This window comes from Pseudomonas sp. Z1-12, assembly GCF_051132015.1.
GTDB classification, from domain to species: domain Bacteria; phylum Pseudomonadota; class Gammaproteobacteria; order Pseudomonadales; family Pseudomonadaceae; genus Aquipseudomonas; species Aquipseudomonas zanjanensis.
Map to the genome: position 1 here is coordinate 3,242,145 of NZ_CP071647.1, position 15,911 is coordinate 3,258,055.

19 protein-coding genes are annotated in these 15,911 nt (G+C 58.1%); 18 read left to right on the plus strand and 1 reads right to left on the minus strand.

Features of this window, described 5'->3' with window-relative positions; genetic code table 11:
- Positions 1 to 147 precede the first annotated feature (147 nt).
- The 5 genes from gabT (at position 148) to J3P85_RS13635 (ending at position 4,697) form a co-directional block, all read left to right on the plus strand.
- Positions 148 to 1,440, plus strand: coding sequence for a 4-aminobutyrate--2-oxoglutarate transaminase (gabT, locus tag J3P85_RS13615; RefSeq protein WP_434706203.1), 1,293 nt, complete (start codon positions 148 to 150; stop codon positions 1,438 to 1,440).
- Between the two features lie 89 nt (positions 1,441 to 1,529).
- Positions 1,530 to 2,186 (plus strand): HAD family hydrolase, encoded by a 657-nt coding sequence (locus J3P85_RS13620; protein ID WP_434706204.1) that lies wholly within the window; start codon positions 1,530 to 1,532, stop codon positions 2,184 to 2,186.
- 46 nt (positions 2,187 to 2,232) lie between these two features.
- A complete protein-coding gene (locus J3P85_RS13625; RefSeq protein WP_008146530.1) occupies positions 2,233 to 2,721 on the plus strand; it encodes an Lrp/AsnC family transcriptional regulator in 489 nt (162 codons plus the stop codon).
- A 188-nt stretch (positions 2,722 to 2,909) separates the two neighbouring features.
- Positions 2,910 to 3,335: a VOC family protein gene (locus J3P85_RS13630; RefSeq protein WP_411384658.1), complete on the plus strand. Its 426-nt coding sequence runs from the start codon at positions 2,910 to 2,912 to the stop codon at positions 3,333 to 3,335.
- A gap of 111 nt (positions 3,336 to 3,446) precedes the next feature.
- On the plus strand, positions 3,447 to 4,697 hold the full coding sequence (locus tag J3P85_RS13635) for a cation:dicarboxylate symporter family transporter (RefSeq protein ID WP_434706205.1): 1,251 nt from the start codon (positions 3,447 to 3,449) through the stop codon (positions 4,695 to 4,697).
- A gap of 103 nt (positions 4,698 to 4,800) precedes the next feature.
- Here the strand turns inward: J3P85_RS13635 and J3P85_RS13640 are convergent, their stop codons facing one another.
- Positions 4,801 to 5,676: a LysR family transcriptional regulator gene (locus J3P85_RS13640; RefSeq protein ID WP_186728320.1), complete on the minus strand. Its 876-nt coding sequence runs from the start codon at positions 5,674 to 5,676 to the stop codon at positions 4,801 to 4,803.
- A 133-nt stretch (positions 5,677 to 5,809) separates the two neighbouring features.
- Here J3P85_RS13640 and J3P85_RS13645 point away from each other — a divergent pair, with 133 nt between their 5' ends.
- From J3P85_RS13645 to J3P85_RS13705, 13 genes are all read left to right on the plus strand, one after another.
- A complete protein-coding gene (locus tag J3P85_RS13645) occupies positions 5,810 to 6,388 on the plus strand; it encodes a TetR/AcrR family transcriptional regulator (protein ID WP_434706206.1) in 579 nt (192 codons plus the stop codon).
- A 55-nt stretch (positions 6,389 to 6,443) separates the two neighbouring features.
- The gene (locus tag J3P85_RS13650; protein WP_434706207.1) at positions 6,444 to 7,547 is read left to right on the plus strand and encodes an alkene reductase; all 1,104 of its coding nucleotides are present in this window, start codon (positions 6,444 to 6,446) and stop codon (positions 7,545 to 7,547) included.
- A gap of 100 nt (positions 7,548 to 7,647) precedes the next feature.
- Positions 7,648 to 8,391 (plus strand): SDR family oxidoreductase, encoded by a 744-nt coding sequence (locus tag J3P85_RS13655; protein ID WP_434706208.1) that lies wholly within the window; start codon positions 7,648 to 7,650, stop codon positions 8,389 to 8,391.
- 83 nt (positions 8,392 to 8,474) lie between these two features.
- The gene (locus J3P85_RS13660) at positions 8,475 to 8,861 is read left to right on the plus strand and encodes a nuclear transport factor 2 family protein (RefSeq protein WP_434706209.1); all 387 of its coding nucleotides are present in this window, start codon (positions 8,475 to 8,477) and stop codon (positions 8,859 to 8,861) included.
- Between the two features lie 86 nt (positions 8,862 to 8,947).
- Entirely contained in the window at positions 8,948 to 9,334 is a 387-nt protein-coding gene (locus tag J3P85_RS13665) for a nuclear transport factor 2 family protein (RefSeq protein ID WP_250963709.1), read from the plus strand.
- Between the two features lie 115 nt (positions 9,335 to 9,449).
- Positions 9,450 to 9,887 (plus strand): SRPBCC family protein, encoded by a 438-nt coding sequence (locus J3P85_RS13670; RefSeq protein ID WP_434706210.1) that lies wholly within the window; start codon positions 9,450 to 9,452, stop codon positions 9,885 to 9,887.
- 16 nt (positions 9,888 to 9,903) lie between these two features.
- Entirely contained in the window at positions 9,904 to 10,488 is a 585-nt protein-coding gene (locus tag J3P85_RS13675; protein ID WP_186728327.1) for a flavin reductase family protein, read from the plus strand.
- A gap of 165 nt (positions 10,489 to 10,653) precedes the next feature.
- Positions 10,654 to 11,685 (plus strand): phosphate ABC transporter substrate-binding protein PstS, encoded by a 1,032-nt coding sequence (pstS, locus tag J3P85_RS13680; protein ID WP_434570382.1) that lies wholly within the window; start codon positions 10,654 to 10,656, stop codon positions 11,683 to 11,685.
- A 67-nt stretch (positions 11,686 to 11,752) separates the two neighbouring features.
- On the plus strand, positions 11,753 to 12,718 hold the full coding sequence (pstC, locus tag J3P85_RS13685) for a phosphate ABC transporter permease subunit PstC (RefSeq protein WP_434706211.1): 966 nt from the start codon (positions 11,753 to 11,755) through the stop codon (positions 12,716 to 12,718).
- A complete protein-coding gene (gene pstA / locus J3P85_RS13690) occupies positions 12,718 to 13,629 on the plus strand; it encodes a phosphate ABC transporter permease PstA (protein ID WP_186705613.1) in 912 nt (303 codons plus the stop codon). The genes pstC and pstA overlap by 1 nt, the downstream gene beginning before the upstream one ends.
- A gap of 75 nt (positions 13,630 to 13,704) precedes the next feature.
- The gene (gene pstB, locus J3P85_RS13695) at positions 13,705 to 14,466 is read left to right on the plus strand and encodes a phosphate ABC transporter ATP-binding protein PstB (RefSeq protein ID WP_025214260.1); all 762 of its coding nucleotides are present in this window, start codon (positions 13,705 to 13,707) and stop codon (positions 14,464 to 14,466) included.
- 93 nt (positions 14,467 to 14,559) lie between these two features.
- A complete protein-coding gene (locus J3P85_RS13700; RefSeq protein ID WP_186705612.1) occupies positions 14,560 to 15,258 on the plus strand; it encodes a hypothetical protein in 699 nt (232 codons plus the stop codon).
- A complete protein-coding gene (locus J3P85_RS13705; RefSeq protein WP_434706212.1) occupies positions 15,258 to 15,884 on the plus strand; it encodes a hypothetical protein in 627 nt (208 codons plus the stop codon). Before J3P85_RS13700 ends, J3P85_RS13705 begins: the two co-directional genes overlap by 1 nt.
- Positions 15,885 to 15,911 lie beyond the last annotated feature (27 nt).

Here is a 15,911-nt window from a genome sequence, read left to right on the forward strand (position 1 = left end):
TGAAGGAATCTGCTGTTTGCCAGGGTGAAAACAGTCGATCCGAATTTCCCAGAGGCCAAGTTCGGCTTAGACAATTGCGTCGAACGCTTAACCTGTGGAACACATCGCAACCGTTTCCCGGTTGCCTGGTTCACTGTGGGAGATGCCATGAACAGTAAAGTCGAAGAAACCCCAAGCTTGCTCCGTCAACGCGATCAATTCGTGCCACGGGGTTTGGTCACCGCACACCCACTGGTCATCGACCGGGCCCAGGGTGCCGAGCTGTGGGACGTGGACGGGGCGCGCTATCTGGACTTCGTCGGCGGCATTGGCGTCTTGAACATTGGCCACAATCACCCGAAGGTGGTCGCGGCGGTGCAGGCCCAACTGCAGAAGGTCAGCCATGCTTGCTTCCAAGTCGTGGCCTACAAACCCTACCTCGACCTGGTCAAGCGCCTGTGCGAACTGGTGGGTGGCGAGCAGGCCTACAAGGCGGCGCTGTTCACGTCCGGCGCGGAGGCGGTGGAGAACGCGGTGAAAATCGCCCGCGCCCACACCAATCGTCCCGCCATCATTTCCTTCCGTGGCGGTTTCCATGGGCGTACCTTGCTGGGTACGACGCTGACGGGCATGAGCCAGCCCTACAAGCAGAATTTCGGTCCCCTCGCGCCGGAGGTCTTCCATACTCCGTACCCGAATGCCTACCGCGGTTTCAGCAGCGAGATGGCGTTGAAGGCCCTCAACGAATTGCTGGCGACCCAAGTCGCTCCGGATCGCGTTGCAGCAATCATCATCGAGCCGGTGCAGGGCGACGGCGGCTTCCTGTCCGCGCCGCCAGAATTTCTCCAGGCGCTGCGGGCCCTGACCGAGCAACACGGCATCGTGCTCATCCTTGATGAAATCCAGACCGGCTTCGGCCGTACCGGCAAGTGGTTCGGTTTCCAGCACGCCGGAATTCAGCCGGACCTGGTCACTGTCGCCAAGAGCCTTGCAGGTGGTTTGCCCATTTCCGGCGTAGTGGGGCGAGCACACATCATGGACGCGCCATTGCCCGGCGGCCTCGGCGGCACCTACGGCGGTAATGCCTTGGCGTGTGCGGCCGCGTTGGCGGTGATCGAAGCTTACGAACAGGAGCAACTGCTCGAGCGTGGCAAGGCTTTGGGCGAGCGGCTGCGTCAGGGCCTGCTGCGCTTGCAGGCACGTCACCCACGTATCGGTGACGTACGCGGCACCGGCTTCATGCTCGCCATCGAATTGATCAAGGACGATGAGGCCCGCAGCCCCGACGCCGAACTCACCCAGCAACTGATCGACCAGGCCAGGGTAGGCGGGCTGTTGGTGATCAAATGCGGGGTGTACCGCAATGTCCTGCGCTTCTTGGCTCCCTTGGTCACCGAAGAAAGCCAGATCGACGAAGCACTGAACATTCTTGAAGCAGCTTTGCTACGCGTGTTGGATTAATCTCAGGTCTCGGTCGGCGCCTGTAACGAGGTGCCGACCGAGGGCATTTAGCGCAGATGGATTGATGAATGCATCATGGGAGGCGACACATGCACCTGACTGATTATCGTGCGCTGCTGATCGATTGCGACGAAGTCCTGGTCGATAGGGACTCCGGTGTCTGGACGGCCCTGCAACCCTTGCTCGACAACCACCCGGGCATGCCGGACAGGGACGCCGTGTTGGCGGAATTCGACGCGGCGGTGCGCGGGCTTTATCCGCGTTTCTCCGAACTCGGCTTCAGTGGTTTGTTGTGCTTTGCCCATCGTCAACTGGCAGAGCGACTGGGGCTCAAGGTCAGTTGGGAGGAGGGCATGAGCTTTGCCCGTTCGGCAGGCAACTGGTCGCTGTTCGAGGACGCGCCCGGCGCGATGTTGTACCTGCGCAAATTCTATCGGTTGCTGGTGTATTGCGACCGCGATGCCGAGGATCGCGAGCCCCTCTGCGAGCGTTTGGGAATCCCTCCCGAGGACTTGCATTCCCGAGCGAACAATCCATTGGAAGATGGGGCATGGCTGCAGGCGAACACGCTCAAGCCAGAAAACATCATGCAAGTGTCCAGGCCACCGGCACAAGCGCCAACGTCAGCGGGCCTGTGCCTGATCCGCCGTGGCCATGAGCCTGATAATCAAGAATATTCTGCCGATTTCTACATCACCAGCATGGCCGACCTGGTCGCTCAGCATCAGCTATCTTTGCGCCGTTGAATTTGCTAAAACCACTGTCAACCTGAAGACAACCGAGGGGTACACGATGGAAGGTTTAATAAAACTAGACCGAATTGATATCAGTATCCTTGTTGAACTTCAAAAGGACGGTCGAATGACCAACGTCAGTCTCGCCGATGCCGTGGGGCTGTCATCCAGCCCCTGCCTGCAGCGCGTCAAGCGGCTTGAGTCGGCGGGTTATATTTCCGGCTACAGGGCTCATCTCAACCTGGCCAAGATCACTGACTCGGTCACGGTCTTCACTGAAATCACGCTGAGCGACCACAAGCGGGAGGACTTCGCCAAGTTCGAATCCAATATTCGCTTGGTCGATGAGGTACTGGAGTGTCATCTGATCAGCGGCGGCTACGACTACCTCGTGCGTTTCATGACCTGCAGCATCCAGCATTATCAGGAAGTCATCGAAGGGTTGCTGGACAAGAACATCGGCATTTCCAAGTACTTCAGTTACATCGTCATCAAGTCTCCGGTGCTAAAGGATGGGGTGCCGTTGCGTAGGTTGTTGCGTCACTGATACATCCTGGCGGCAAACCGAGCTTTTGGACTGCTCACAAGCAACAAAAAAATTTGTGCTTGTAGAAAATTTATATTGATTTTTTTTAGGCGTATGCGGCTTTAGCATGAATATGGCCTAAGAAGCCCGGCAGACAGCGAGCCCGTTGTCCGTTTGGAAATCAATAAAAATTGCAGCCCGGAGTCCCGATGAGTCTTTCTCCTTTCCACCTCGCAATCCCCGTGTATGACCTGGCCGCCGCACGCACATTCTACGGTGAAGTGTTTGGTCTTTCCGAAGGGCGCTCCAGCACCCAGTGGGTAGACTTCGATTTCTACGGCCATCAATTGGTCATCCATGAGCACCCTAAAACCGCTTCTCAAGAAAGCGTCCATAGCAACCCCGTGGACGGTCACGACGTACCGGTGCCTCATTTCGGGATCATTCTGGAATGGGCACAATGGGAAGCGCTGGCCGAGCGCTTGAGAGCCTTCGACACCAAGTTCGTCATTGAACCCTACATCCGATTCAAAGGGCAGGTGGGGGAACAGGCCACCATGTTCTTGTTCGACCCCTGTGGTAATGCACTTGAGTTCAAAGCCTTCAAAGATATGAGTCAGCTCTTCGCAAAATAATAAAAAACCTGGCGCGAATACATCGCGCCAGGAAATTTCAAATGAGCTGGAAGCTCATGAATCTAGCTACTGCCCTTAAGCAGTCCTTTCATTCCAAAAAAAAGGCTAGACATGAAACGTATCCCATTGGTTTGGCAGATCGTTGCGGGTCTGTTGCTCGGCGTGCTCGTTGGTTGGTACTTCAATACCCACCCGCAACATCAGGTTTGGGTCAGTACCGAAGTGCTTAAACCCCTCGGCGACATTTTCATCAAGATGATGAAAATGGTCGTTGTTCCCATTGTTTTTTGCTGCATGATCCTCGGCATTGCCGGGGGCGGCGATAACAAGTCCTTCGGTCTTATGGGGGCAAAGTCCCTGATTTACTTTTTTGCGATTACCACCCTGGCCATCGTGCTGGGGCTGTGCTTTGCCAATCTGTTCGAGCCTGGTCAGGGCACCCAGATTGCTGGCATCGCCCACAGCGGTAGCTCGGCGGTCACCATTGAACCGTCCAAAGGTGCACTGGTCATCCTGCAAAACATCGTGCCGGATAACGTGATCGTGGCGATGTCGGAAGCGAAGTTGTTGTCGGTGCTGTTTTTTTCCGTCCTGCTCGGAATGGCGCTGAATACATTGCCCAAAGCGAAGAGCGCACCCGTCATTGCAATCATCCAAGGCTTTTCTGATGCCATGTTCAAGGTCGTGTCGTTTGTCATGGCGTATGCACCGATTGGTGTGTTTGGCATGATCGGAGCAACCGTTGCGACTTTTGGATTCGCCTCGTTGTTACCCTTGCTCAAGTTGATTGGCGTGGTCTATCTCGCGCTGATTACTTTTGCATTGGTTTTACTGGGGGGCGTTTGCTACTTGATCGGTGAGAATGTATTCAAGTTGATCAAGTATTTCCGGGATGAGTTGATTCTGGCGTTTTCTAGCGCTGCCTCAGCAGCGGTCATGCCACAATTGATGACCAAGCTTGAAGCGTACGGCGTCCCTGCGCGTATCGTCAGTTTCGTCGTGCCAGTGGGCTATGCCTTCAACTTGGACGGGGCTTCGATTTTCCTCGGTGTGGCGACGATCTTCATTGCCCAGCTGTACGGCATCGATCTTTCATTGACTCAGCAGATCTTGCTCGTAGTCACGATGGTATTGACGTCGAAGGGCGCTGCAGGTGTGCCTGGTTTCGCGATCATTATTCTGTCTGCGACCCTGGCGTCAGCCGGGCTGCCATTGGAAGGGGTCGCGTTGATCGCCGGGGTTTTCAGGATTATCGACAGTGGAACCACCACCTTGAACGTCTTGGGTAACGCGATTGCGCCCTTGGTGATCGCCAAGTGGGAAAAGGCACCGCTTGTACGGAAAAATGCCGTGGGCGCTTAGAACGCCGGGGCAGCGACACAAAAGGGCTCTCCACGTAACAGCGTCGAGAGCCCTTATTTTATTGCTGATAAGGTTCATCGTCGGGCAGACATCGCTCCTTGCCCTACGGGCTTTTCAGAACCTGGTCGGTAATCAACTGGACTAATAACTTTACCGGCTCGCTGAGGCTACGGCGCGCACGATGGACCAGGCCAATGTCGCGATGAAATGTGCGTTGTTTCAGGTCGATGGGGCGAACCCCGGCAGACCATTGCTGGTGGGCTGCCATTTCCGGCACCAACGCCACGCCGACTCCGTTTGCCACCAGCTTGATAATCGCATCCAGCTCATCGAGCTCGCAGACTTCATGCAGCGGTATATGAGTTTCTCGCAAGAACCGATCAACCTGACGCCCGCCAAAAGATGAGCGGTCATACCGAATGAAGGGCTGGCTTGATAACAGCTCCGCCCAGTCGTCTCCTGGCATATCGGCAGGAACGATCAGGCGGTACGGTTCACGGGCCAAGGTGGTCCAGCGCAGGTCACTCTGCAGGGAGAAGGGTGGGCGGATGATTGCGGCCATATCGATTTCACCTGAATCGACCTGGTTCACCAGTTCCATCGAAAGGCCGGGAACGACGCGGGTCCTGCATTGTGGGGAGCGTTGGTGAAACTCAGCGAGTGCTTCCGGCAAAAAGGAGCGTTGAACGGAGGCAATCGCGCCAATGGTGACCAAGATACTGGCCGATAGGCCCACCGATGTCGTACCCAGGTTTTGGAACTGGCGCACCAGCTCCTGGCCCTGCAATAGCACTTGATGTCCCATGCGGTTGAGCTGGGCGGAGCGTCCCTTGCGGTCGAATAACGCCACGCCAAGCTCCGCCTCAAGACGTTGCATCTGTGCACTGACGGCGGCTTGGGTAAGCCCGATTTTGCTGCCCGCCGCAGCAAACGTGCCTTCTCTGGCCACCGCGATAAGTGTTTTCAGTTCTTTGATCATTCGAAAATAATAATGTTGTTTTGGCGGGAAACATATTCATTTTTTTTGTGGTTGCAGGGCAGACTTCGTCATCGCCTATCCTTCTTAGAAGCTTGTAGACGACTGGTCTAATTTCCGGTAGGCTGCACTCACTATGAAGAAACCCGCTAATGAAATGCGCGAGCACATCCTTGATGTAGCCAGGGCGCTCATGACCCATAAAGGCTATACCGCCGTAGGTCTCAATGAAGTGTTGAGCACGGCGGGTGTGCCCAAGGGGTCGTTCTATTACTATTTCAAATCCAAGGAAGAATTCGGCCAGGCACTCCTTGATGAGTACTTTGACGAATATCTGTCGCGTATCGGCCCGATTCTCAAGCAACCGGCCAGCGGGGCAGAGAGTCTTCTGACGTACTTCCAGTATTGGAGCGAAACCCAGCATGACGACTCGGTCGATAACAAATGCCTGGTCGTGAAGCTTGGCGCTGAAGTCTGCGACCTCTCCGAGGTTATGCGGCAGGTGCTGGAGAAAGGCACGACCCGGATCGTGAAGCTGATCACGGACAGCATCGAGCGCGGTATCAAGGACGGCAGCATCGTTACCCGTGACAGTGTTGCGCTGGCTGAGTCGCTTTACCAATTGTGGTTGGGCGCCTCGCTGATGGCGAAAGTGAACCGTTCCACTCAACCCTTTGAATCGGCAATGACCCTGACAAAAAGCTTGCTCGGTTGAGCTCGCTTTTTTTTGCCTGGGAACTAGACGACTGGTCTACTAAAGTGAGGCACATATGATTGATCACAATCCCCGCACTGATCTGTTCGAGCCCACTCGCATGGGGGCCATCGAACTCGCCAACCGTTTCGTAATGGCGCCGGTTACTCGTAGCCGTTACGCCGAAGACGGTGTCCCTGACGAACTGCACGCCACCTACTATGCCCAGCGCGCGTCGGCCGGCCTGATCATTGCCGAGGCGACCAATATTTCCGCCCAGGGCCGGGGTTATGCCGCCACCCCGGGAATCTGGAGCGATGAGCAAACCGCTGGCTGGAGGAAAGTCACCGAGGCCGTGCACGCTGAAGGGGGCAAGATTGTGCTGCAGTTGTGGCACGTCGGCCGCTTCTCCAGCGTCGAACTACAGCCTGACGGCCAGGCACCGGTGGCACCGTCTGCAATCAAGGCCGAAGGCAGTACCTACACGGCCGGAGGTTTCGTTCCGGTGTCCATGCCGCGAGCTCTGGAAGCCGACGAAATTCCCGGAATCATTGAGCAATATCGCGTGGCCGCACGGAATGCCAAGCGCGCCGGTTTCGACGGGGTAGAAGTGCACTCGGCCAACAGCTATCTGCTCGACCAGTTCTTACGTGACTCCACCAACCAGCGTACCGACCGTTACGGTGGCTCGATCGAAAACCGGGCGCGCCTGACCCTTGAAGTCACTCGCGCGGTGATCGATATCTGGGGCAGCGACCGAGTCGGTATCCGTCTTTCGCCAGTGACGCCCGACGCAGGTAACACGCCGCCGGACAGCAACGTCATGGGCCTGTTCGGTTACCTTGTGCCCGAGCTGAACAAGCTCGACCTTGCCTACCTGCACTTTGTCGAGGGCGCCACGGCGACCAGCCGAGAAGTGCCCGAAGGCGTCGATATGGATGCCTTGAGCGGCCTGTTCACCGGGCCTTATATCGGTAACAACAACTACGACCTGGACATGGCCATCGAACGCCGCGCTCAGGGCAAGATCGACGCCGTGGCCTTCGGCCGCCTGTTCATCTCCAACCCTGATCTTGTCCAGCGCCTGCGCCTGGGTGCCGAGCTGACGATTGCTCCGCGTGAGAGTTACTACGGTGGCGGCGCCAAGGGCTACATCGACTGGCCCAATGGCAACTACTGAGGCTGCTGGCGGAGTAACCCCAGTGCTGTCCATGGGGATCGCCACGGCTCTCGTTACCCCCATGTGCCCAATTCCCGGGCGCAGGTAGAAGGATCAAAACATGAATTATCTGGATCAGAAAGTCGTCGTCATCACCGGTGCCTCTTCCGGTCTCGGCGCAGCTTCCGCGCGTGCCTTGGCTGCTTGTGGAGTACGTATCGTCGCAGCCGCCATCGATGGGCCAGGGCTGAACGCTTTCGTTGCGGATTTGCGTGCCAGCGGTGTGGACGCAGTTGGCAAGGTCACTGACGTGACCGACCTGGACGAGTCCCGCGCCCTGGCTCGATTCGCCATGGATACCTACGGCGCCCTCGACATCCTGGTCAACAACGCCGGCCTGATGCTGTTCTCCAACTGGACCGATATGGCTGTCAACGACTGGAACAAGATGATCGACGTCAACATCAAGGGCTATCTCAACATGATCGCCGCGGTACTGCCACAGATGCTCGAGCAGAAGTCTGGCCACATTCTCAACATGGCCTCTGTGGCTGGCCATCAGGTAGGCGAGGCCGCTGGCGTGTACAGCGCCAGCAAGTTTTTCGTGCAAGCGATGACCGAGTCGATGCGCAAGGAGCTGGGGGTCAAGCACGGTATTCGTGCCGGCACGATCAGCCCCGGCGTGATCAACACCGGTTGGGCGGACAAGGTTGAAGACCCCGAGGGCCGCAACGCCGCAAGGGCGCTTAACAAGATCGCCATTTCCCCGGACGACATCGGCAGGGCGGTGGTCTACGCCCTCAATCAACCTGCCAACGTCACTGTAAACGACCTGATTGTGTCCCCGACCCGGCAGGATTGGTAAGGGCGCATCGTGCTGGAAACCCGACGGGATTCCCCCGTGGACGCCCGAGCACTTTTCACACATTTAAAACCAGGAAAAACACCATGAACAAACCCAATTACGTGCAGGAATACCAAGCCATCGTCGACGTGCTGAACCAGTACAACGAAGGCGGCAAGCAGGCCAAGAGCAGCGTCATGAAACCGGCCTTCAGCGAGCAGGCAACCATTTTCGGTGTCGATGGCGAAGCCAAGTTGGTCGGCGGTGCGATCCAAGGTCTGTTCGATACCATCGACAACCCACCGTTCCGTCCTTCCCCGGAAGCCCAAGGTGTCATCGTCAACGTTGACATCGTTGGTACCGCCGCCAGTGCCCGCATCGATACCAACGATATCTCGGGCTTCTGTTTCACCGATTTCTTCAACTTGCTGAAGGTTGAAGGCAAGTGGACGGTGGTCAGCAAGATTTACCACACCCATATCGCTCCGTAATTGGCGGTTTTTCAATGAGCCCGGCGTCAAGCGATGCCGGCGTCCCACTGGCGCGTCCTGCGTCGCATTTGACTGGAGAGAAAATCATGAGCAAGAACATCAAGGCCGTTCCTACGGCCGAATACGATGCTGTGATCGCGGTAGCGCAGAAATATGTCGATGGCCTGCGCATCGGTAGCGTTGAAGATGTGGCGCAGGCATTCCACAAGGATGCGGTCATGTACGGCTTCACCAACGGGGCGCTATTGGGTGGCCCGATTGCCAATCTGTTTGGCTTCATCGAGAAGAACGGTAAAGCCCCGGAGATCAAGACCCGCCTGGATGTGTTGGCGATTACGCCAACCACCGCGGTAGTACGTGTGGACATGGAAAAAGACGCCATCGGCGCCGACTACAACGACTATCTGACGTTGATCCGGATTGATGGCACGTGGAAGGTCATCGCCAAGGTTTATCACCAGTTCGAAGGCTGAGCGCCGTCACGAACCACTGGTCTGGGGTCATGCCCGCCGAGCGCGTGACCCCAGACGTTCCCCACCCTTATTCTCATTGAAATCAGGCAGGCAGCGGCCTGTCAGGAGTCCTGCTATGCCTTCGGTTCACCACAACGCGCTGGTCAACAGCGACGCCACCCAGGTGTGGAGCGTCATCAAGCAATTCGCAAACATCAGCCAATGGCATCCGGTCGTTACCCGGAGCCTGATCGAGGACGGCCAGCCCGACGGCCTGGTCGGCTGCATCCGCACCCTGACCTTGCAGGATGGCGCCATCTTGCGCGAGCGCCTGCTGGCGATGGACGACAGTCAGTTGAGCTTTTCCTACCGTTTCGAGGAGGCGCCATTGCCGGTGGACGACTACGTGATGACGGTAAAGCTGATCCCCGTCAGTGGCCAGGACAAGACCTTGATCCAGTGGTCGGCGTGTTTCGACAACCAAGAGCCGGATCCCCAAGGGCTGCAGCTGGACATTATCCGTGGTCTGATTGTCAGTGGGCATGACAGCCTGCAAGCGTATCTGGATCGTTGAACGCTGGAGGTTGCCGATGAACAAACACATCGCCCCGGTACCGCTGGAGAAGGCCTTTCGCCTGATCAATCACGGCCCCACCGTCCTCGTCTCCGCCCGTCACGACGGCGTGGACAATGTCATGGCCGCGTCCTGGGCCTGCGCTCTGGACTACTCACCGCCAAAGTTGACCGTGGTGCTGGACAAGGTCGCCAAGACGCGAGAGCTGGTAGAGCACAGCGGCCACTTCGTTATCCAGGTGCCCACGCTCGCCCAGCTCGACCTCACGTACCAAGTGGGCCACCGCAGCCTGTCTGACGAGGCGGACAAGCTGACGCGTAGCGGCGTTGAGTTGTTCGCCATCGATGGCCAAGACGTGCCGTTCGTGAGCGGCTGCTCGGCCTGGCTGGCCTGCCGCTTGATCGCCGAACCACACAACCAGGAGCGATACGACCTGTTCATTGGCGAGGTTATCGGCGCCTGGGCCGACACTCGGGTATTTCGCGACGGTCATTGGCATTTCGAGAGCGCCGAACCGGCCTGGCGTAGCCTGCACTACATTGCGGGTGGGCGTTTCTACGCGATTGGTGAGGCCTTGGACTCGCGAGACAAACTCGACTGATCAGCAGCACACCGTTTCAGTGTCTTGCCAAACAGTTCCAGCTGCGCCCATCGGTGCGGCTGCACAAAAGGGAGCATTTGCTCCCTTTTGCCATTCGATTTTCATAAAAACGTAACACAACTGTTGCAGAGTTCTCCGGCCCGTCATCACAAGGAATTTCTTTCAATGAAAAGTTTGATGAAGTCTGCTGCGCTCGCCGTTACGCTTTCTCTTTGTGCCACTTCGGCGACCTTCGCTGCAGAGAACGTCCGTCTGACGGGTTCCGGCGCGAGCTTCCCAGCGCCGATCTACCTCACCTGGTTCAAGGATTTCAGCAAGAAATCCGACGGCGTCACCGTGGATTACCAGTCCAAGGGCAGCGGTGCGGGTGTACAGGACTTTCTGAACAAGACCGTTGATTTCGCCGCCAGCGATTCGGCGATGAAAGACGAAGACATCGCCAAGGTCGCCGAAGGCGTGCAGTTGCTGCCGATGACCGCTGGGGAAATCGTGCTGGCCTATAACCTGCCGGGCAATCCCAAGGGCCTGAAGTTGCCACGGGACGTGTACTCCAACATCTTCCTCGGCAAGATCACTCGCTGGAACGATCCGCAAATCGTGGCGGCCAACCCGGACCTGAAGCTGTCCGATACGCCGATCACGGTTGTCGTGCGTGCCGATTCCAGCGGTACGACTGCGGTATTCACCAAACACCTGGCGACCATCAACCCAGACTTCAAACAGGCGCTGGGGGAGGGCAACACCGTCAACTGGCCGGCCAGTGACAAATTCATCAAGTCGCCGAAGAATGATGGTGTGACCGCTACCGTGCGTCAGACCCCGGGCGCGATTGGCTACATCGAATACGGCTTCGCCAAGCTCGCCAAGGTTGACTTCGCCCAGTTGCAGAACAAGGCCGGCCAATACGTCGTGCCAAACGCCGAGAGTGGTGCCGAGGCCCTGGCGGCGGTGAAGATGCCAGAAAGCCTGGTGTCCTGGTTGCCTGATCCAGACGGCGCCAAGTCGTACCCGATCACGTCCTACACCTGGATGATTTTCCGCAAGGACAACGGCAATCCGGCCAAGGCCAAGGCCATGCGTGAAATGGTCGAATACAGCCTGACCGAAGGCCAGAAAATTGCCGACTCGATGGGGTACATCCCGTTGCCGGCGTCGGTTGTCGATCAGGTTCGCAAAGCTTCCGCCAACATTCAGTAACGCCTGAGGCCTCTCCCGGTGTGGCAGCCATGCTGGGAGAGCTTTCCCCCTGTTCCGGAATTAGCCAATGAACACTCCCTTTGTCGTACCGGTTAATCCAGATTCTGCCTGCCAGCCACCGTCCGCGAAGGACTTCCTGGTGGATCGCACCTTTCGTGCGATTGCTCGCATAGGGGTGGTCCTGGTTCTGGCGCTGGTGTTTGCCCTCGTGTTCGAGGTCGGACGCAAGGCGCTTCCCGGCATGGAAAAGCACGGGTTTGATGTGCTGCTCGGCACTGTCTGGGACGTCAACCAGGGTAAATACGGCATCCTGCCGGCTATCTGGGGCACACTCTACAGCGCCTTTATCGCGTTGCTGATCGCCGGGTTCTTCGGCGTCAGCATGGCGATTTTCCTGACCCAGGATTTCCTCCCCCCCAAGCTCGCCGCCATTTTTCGCACCATCGTCGAATTGCTCGCGGCCATCCCCAGCGTCGTCTACGGCCTGTGGGGGATCTACGTGGTGATCCCGGCAATTCGGCCGCTGACCACCTGGTTGAACAGCGAGCTGGGCTGGATACCGTTCTTCGGCACGTCCTTGAGCGGGCCGGGGCTGCTTCCCGCAGCGTTGGTGCTTGCCATCATGATCCTGCCGACCATTGCCGCCGTTTCGCAGGATGCGCTCACGGCCGTACCGATGAAAACCAAGCAGGCTGCCTACGGCATGGGGACCACCCATTGGGAAGCGATTCTCAAGGTCATGGTGCCGTCCGCCGCCACCGGTATTTTCGGCTCCCTGGTGCTGGGCCTGGGGCGTGCGCTGGGTGAAACCATGGCACTGGCCATGCTGGTCGGCAACGCGAACAACATCTCCCTTTCGCTGTTCGCCCCGGCCAACACCTTGGCGGCCTTGCTGGCCTTGAACTTCCCCGAAGCCGGACCGAACGAGATTGAAGTCCTGATGTATGCCGCGCTGGTGCTGATGTTCATCACGTTGGTCGTGAACGTCTTCGGCTCCTTGATCATGATGTATGCCCAACGGGGTAATAAGTGATGACCGATCTCACTGCTGCAACAGACTTGACGGCTCCAGCAGGCGCGATGCCCAGCCTGCAGCGCAAGTTCGAGGGCCGTGCCCTGCGCAGCCTGATCTTGACCACACTGGTCTGGAGCGGGGCGCTGCTGGCCAGCGTGCCGTTGATTTCCGTGCTCTACATGCTGATCACCCGCGGCGGCGCGCGCCTGAACCTGGAAGTCTTTACCGAACTGCCGCCGACCGGTTTCGAGATGGGTGGGGGCTTCGGCAACGCGCTGGCCGGTACGTTTGTGATGGTGGGCATCGCGGCGGCAATCGCGGTGCCGGTCGGCATCATGGCGGCGATTTTCCTGGCTGAACTGGGGCCGGACAGCAAGCTGGCGAATGCCGCGCGCTTTGCGGCCAAGATGCTCACGGGGCTGCCGTCGATCCTGGCCGGGGTGTTTGCCTACGCCTTGGTGGTGATGACCACCGGAACCTATTCGGCACCGGCGGGCGGCGTCGCGCTGGCGGTACTGATGCTGCCTATCGTCGTGCTGACGGCGGAAGAGTCGATGCGGATGGTGCCCAAGATCATGAAGGATGCCGCCTACGGCATGGGTTGCACCCGCTCGCAGGTCATCTGGAAAATCATCTTGCCCACCGGCATGCCAGCGATCCTGACCGGCGTCATGCTGGCCGTGGCCCGTGCCGCGGGCGAGACCGCGCCGTTGTTGTTTACCGCGCTGTTCAGCAACTACTGGATCTACCACCAAGGCAGCCTCGAGGTGATGAACCCGACGGCATCGCTGGCAGTACTGATCTACAACTTCTCCGGCATGCCGTTCGACAACCAGCTTGAGCTCGCATGGGCGGCCTCCCTGGTGCTGGTGATGATCGTGTTGGTCGTGAACATCATCAGCCGTATTTTCGGCAAGCCCAAGTATTAAGAACGGGAGCATCTGATCGTGAACGTATCCACTGCGCAAATAGCCGCTCCGTTTGTCACCCAGGCCCCTGTCGTCATGGACTGCAAACTGGACAAGATTTTCTACGGCAACTTCATGGCGGTACGTGACAGCCATGTGCCGATCGAAAAAAACAAGATCACCGGCTTCATTGGGCCTTCCGGCTGTGGCAAGAGCACCGTGCTGCGCAGCCTCAACCGAATGAACGATCTGGTGAAAGGTTTCCGTTTCGAGGGCCACGTGCACTTCCTTGGCCAAGACGTCTATGGCAAGGGCGTCGATCCGGTGGTCGTGCGCCGCTACATCGGCATGGTGTTTCAACAGCCCAACCCGTTCTCGATGAGCATCTTCGACAACGTCGCGTTTGGCCTGCGCCTCAATCGCTACAAGGGCGATATCGGCGATCGGGTCAAACATGCCCTGCAAGGCGCCGCGCTGTGGGATGAGGTCAAGGACAAGCTCAAGGTCAGTGGCCTGTCGCTGTCCGGCGGCCAGCAACAACGACTGTGCATTGCCCGCGCCATCGCCACCGAGCCTGAAGTCCTGCTGCTGGATGAGCCGTGCTCGGCGCTCGACCCGATCGCTACCCGGCGGGTCGAAGAGTTGATGGTCGAGTTGAAGAAGGACTACACCATCGCGCTGGTCACCCACAACATGCAGCAAGCCATCCGCGTCGCTGATACCACGGCGTTCTTCTCGGTGGATATTTCCCAGGGCACGCGCACCGGCTACCTGGTCGAAATGGGCCCGACGACGCAGATTTTCGACAACCCTCGTGAACAGATGACCGGCGACTACATCAGCGGCAAGTTCAGCTGAGCCCACTTCCGGTCAAGGCCGCATACCTGCAGAAGCCAAATGGATTTGGCGGGCATCCGGTAGACATTTACCAAGCGTTTCCAAGGAGCACCAATGCCTGCTACGCACCGCCTTGATTTGCCTGCGATTGAACGTGCACTGCGGGAAGTGCAAGAGCGCTTCGCCGCGCTGAGCCGACACTTCACGGAGCCGCGCGATCCCTTGACCGACGAGGTGCTGCACAATGTGCTTGAAGGTTATGCGCTGGTTGACGACTATGTTGCCCGCGGCGTTGATCTGTTCGACCTCCAGCAACTGAACCTGATGCTTGAGATCAACGCCACGGTGCTGTGTGGCCGAGACCCGGCGCGCCGCTTGGAGTACGCCCAGCACCTGGCCGCGACCGAGGCGCATTTCTTCAACAACGTTGAGGGAGGCATCAAGGACTTGTACAACTGGTATTGTGCGTATCGCAGCGAATCCGTCTGGAAGCGTGCGGCTGGCGTCTATGTGCGCATTCTCAGCAAGCCGCAGTTGTTCATTGAAGGCAACAACCGCAGCGGGTCGCTCATCGTCAGCTACCTGCTCATGCGCGCGGGCTTGCCGCCTTTCGTGTTGACGCTGGAAAACGCCGAGGGCTACTTCAACCCCTCATCAGTCATACGCAACTCTGCCAAACATGGAGTCAAGGCGTTGTACGAATTGCCCAAGATCAAGAAAAAATACGCAGCTTTCCTGGAAGAACAGGCGCCTGACCCGATGAAGTTCTTTCTCAAGGGCAAGCCGTCGTCCTTCTCTCTAGGTGGCCATTGATGGGCAGGTATACCGCGCTCGCCAAATGCAAAACCGTCGGTAGCCGGGTAGGGCAGGCCATCCGCAACGCTGTCCCGCTGCAAATGTCCAGGCGCCAACGCATCCGCATTTCGTTTGATATCGATGACACGCTCGCCTGCCAGCTCCACCACTGCGAAGTTGAACACAGCAGACTGCCGGCCAGTGTCCATCGTTGGTTGGGTGAACCGTTGCGCAGGGGCACACGTTCGTTGATCCGAGAGCTGCGCCGCCAGGATTGCAGCATCTGGGTCTATACCTCGTCCGGTCGCACACCGTCCTATATCCGTCGTTGGCTGCTGCTGTATGGCATTCGCGTCGATGGCGTGGTCAACAGCGTGCTGCACAATCGTGCGCTGACGGTGCATGGACTGTCCAACTCGCCTTCGAAATATCCGCCAGCGTTCGATATCGACTTGCACGTCGATGATTCCGAAGGGGTGCAGATTGAAGGGGATGACCATGGCTTTCGCGTGGTCGTGGTGCATCCGGAGGATGAGGGTTGGGCGCACAAAGTGCTGGACGCGGTCGCCGTTGTCCAGGCGCAATTGGCTTGGCAGCAGAGGCCTGTACAGCGAGCTTCCTTGCGCCGGGTGCCGACTATTTAACCGGTGAGTGATTCCGTACCGCGTGCC

Excerpts from the sequence above, each read along its gene's own strand:
- J3P85_RS13640 (WP_186728320.1), bottom strand. The coding sequence starts at position 5,676 with ATGATCAAAGAACTGAAAACACTTATCGCGGTGGCCAGAGAAGGCACG.
- J3P85_RS13630 (WP_411384658.1), top strand. The coding sequence starts at position 2,910 with ATGAGTCTTTCTCCTTTCCACCTCGCAATCCCCGTGTATGACCTGGCC.
- J3P85_RS13620 (WP_434706204.1), top strand. The coding sequence starts at position 1,530 with ATGCACCTGACTGATTATCGTGCGCTGCTGATCGATTGCGACGAAGTC.
- pstA (WP_186705613.1), top strand. The coding sequence starts at position 12,718 with ATGACCGATCTCACTGCTGCAACAGACTTGACGGCTCCAGCAGGCGCG.
- J3P85_RS13625 (WP_008146530.1), top strand. The coding sequence starts at position 2,233 with ATGGAAGGTTTAATAAAACTAGACCGAATTGATATCAGTATCCTTGTT.
- pstC (WP_434706211.1), top strand. The coding sequence starts at position 11,753 with ATGAACACTCCCTTTGTCGTACCGGTTAATCCAGATTCTGCCTGCCAG.
- pstB (WP_025214260.1), top strand. The coding sequence starts at position 13,705 with ATGGACTGCAAACTGGACAAGATTTTCTACGGCAACTTCATGGCGGTA.
- J3P85_RS13635 (WP_434706205.1), top strand. The coding sequence starts at position 3,447 with ATGAAACGTATCCCATTGGTTTGGCAGATCGTTGCGGGTCTGTTGCTC.
- pstS (WP_434570382.1), top strand. The coding sequence starts at position 10,654 with ATGAAAAGTTTGATGAAGTCTGCTGCGCTCGCCGTTACGCTTTCTCTT.
- gabT (WP_434706203.1), top strand. The coding sequence starts at position 148 with ATGAACAGTAAAGTCGAAGAAACCCCAAGCTTGCTCCGTCAACGCGAT.
- J3P85_RS13650 (WP_434706207.1), top strand. The coding sequence starts at position 6,444 with ATGATTGATCACAATCCCCGCACTGATCTGTTCGAGCCCACTCGCATG.
- J3P85_RS13700 (WP_186705612.1), top strand. The coding sequence starts at position 14,560 with ATGCCTGCTACGCACCGCCTTGATTTGCCTGCGATTGAACGTGCACTG.
- J3P85_RS13665 (WP_250963709.1), top strand. The coding sequence starts at position 8,948 with ATGAGCAAGAACATCAAGGCCGTTCCTACGGCCGAATACGATGCTGTG.
- J3P85_RS13660 (WP_434706209.1), top strand. The coding sequence starts at position 8,475 with ATGAACAAACCCAATTACGTGCAGGAATACCAAGCCATCGTCGACGTG.
- J3P85_RS13670 (WP_434706210.1), top strand. The coding sequence starts at position 9,450 with ATGCCTTCGGTTCACCACAACGCGCTGGTCAACAGCGACGCCACCCAG.
- J3P85_RS13645 (WP_434706206.1), top strand. The coding sequence starts at position 5,810 with ATGAAGAAACCCGCTAATGAAATGCGCGAGCACATCCTTGATGTAGCC.
- J3P85_RS13655 (WP_434706208.1), top strand. The coding sequence starts at position 7,648 with ATGAATTATCTGGATCAGAAAGTCGTCGTCATCACCGGTGCCTCTTCC.
- J3P85_RS13675 (WP_186728327.1), top strand. The coding sequence starts at position 9,904 with ATGAACAAACACATCGCCCCGGTACCGCTGGAGAAGGCCTTTCGCCTG.
- J3P85_RS13705 (WP_434706212.1), top strand. The coding sequence starts at position 15,258 with ATGGGCAGGTATACCGCGCTCGCCAAATGCAAAACCGTCGGTAGCCGG.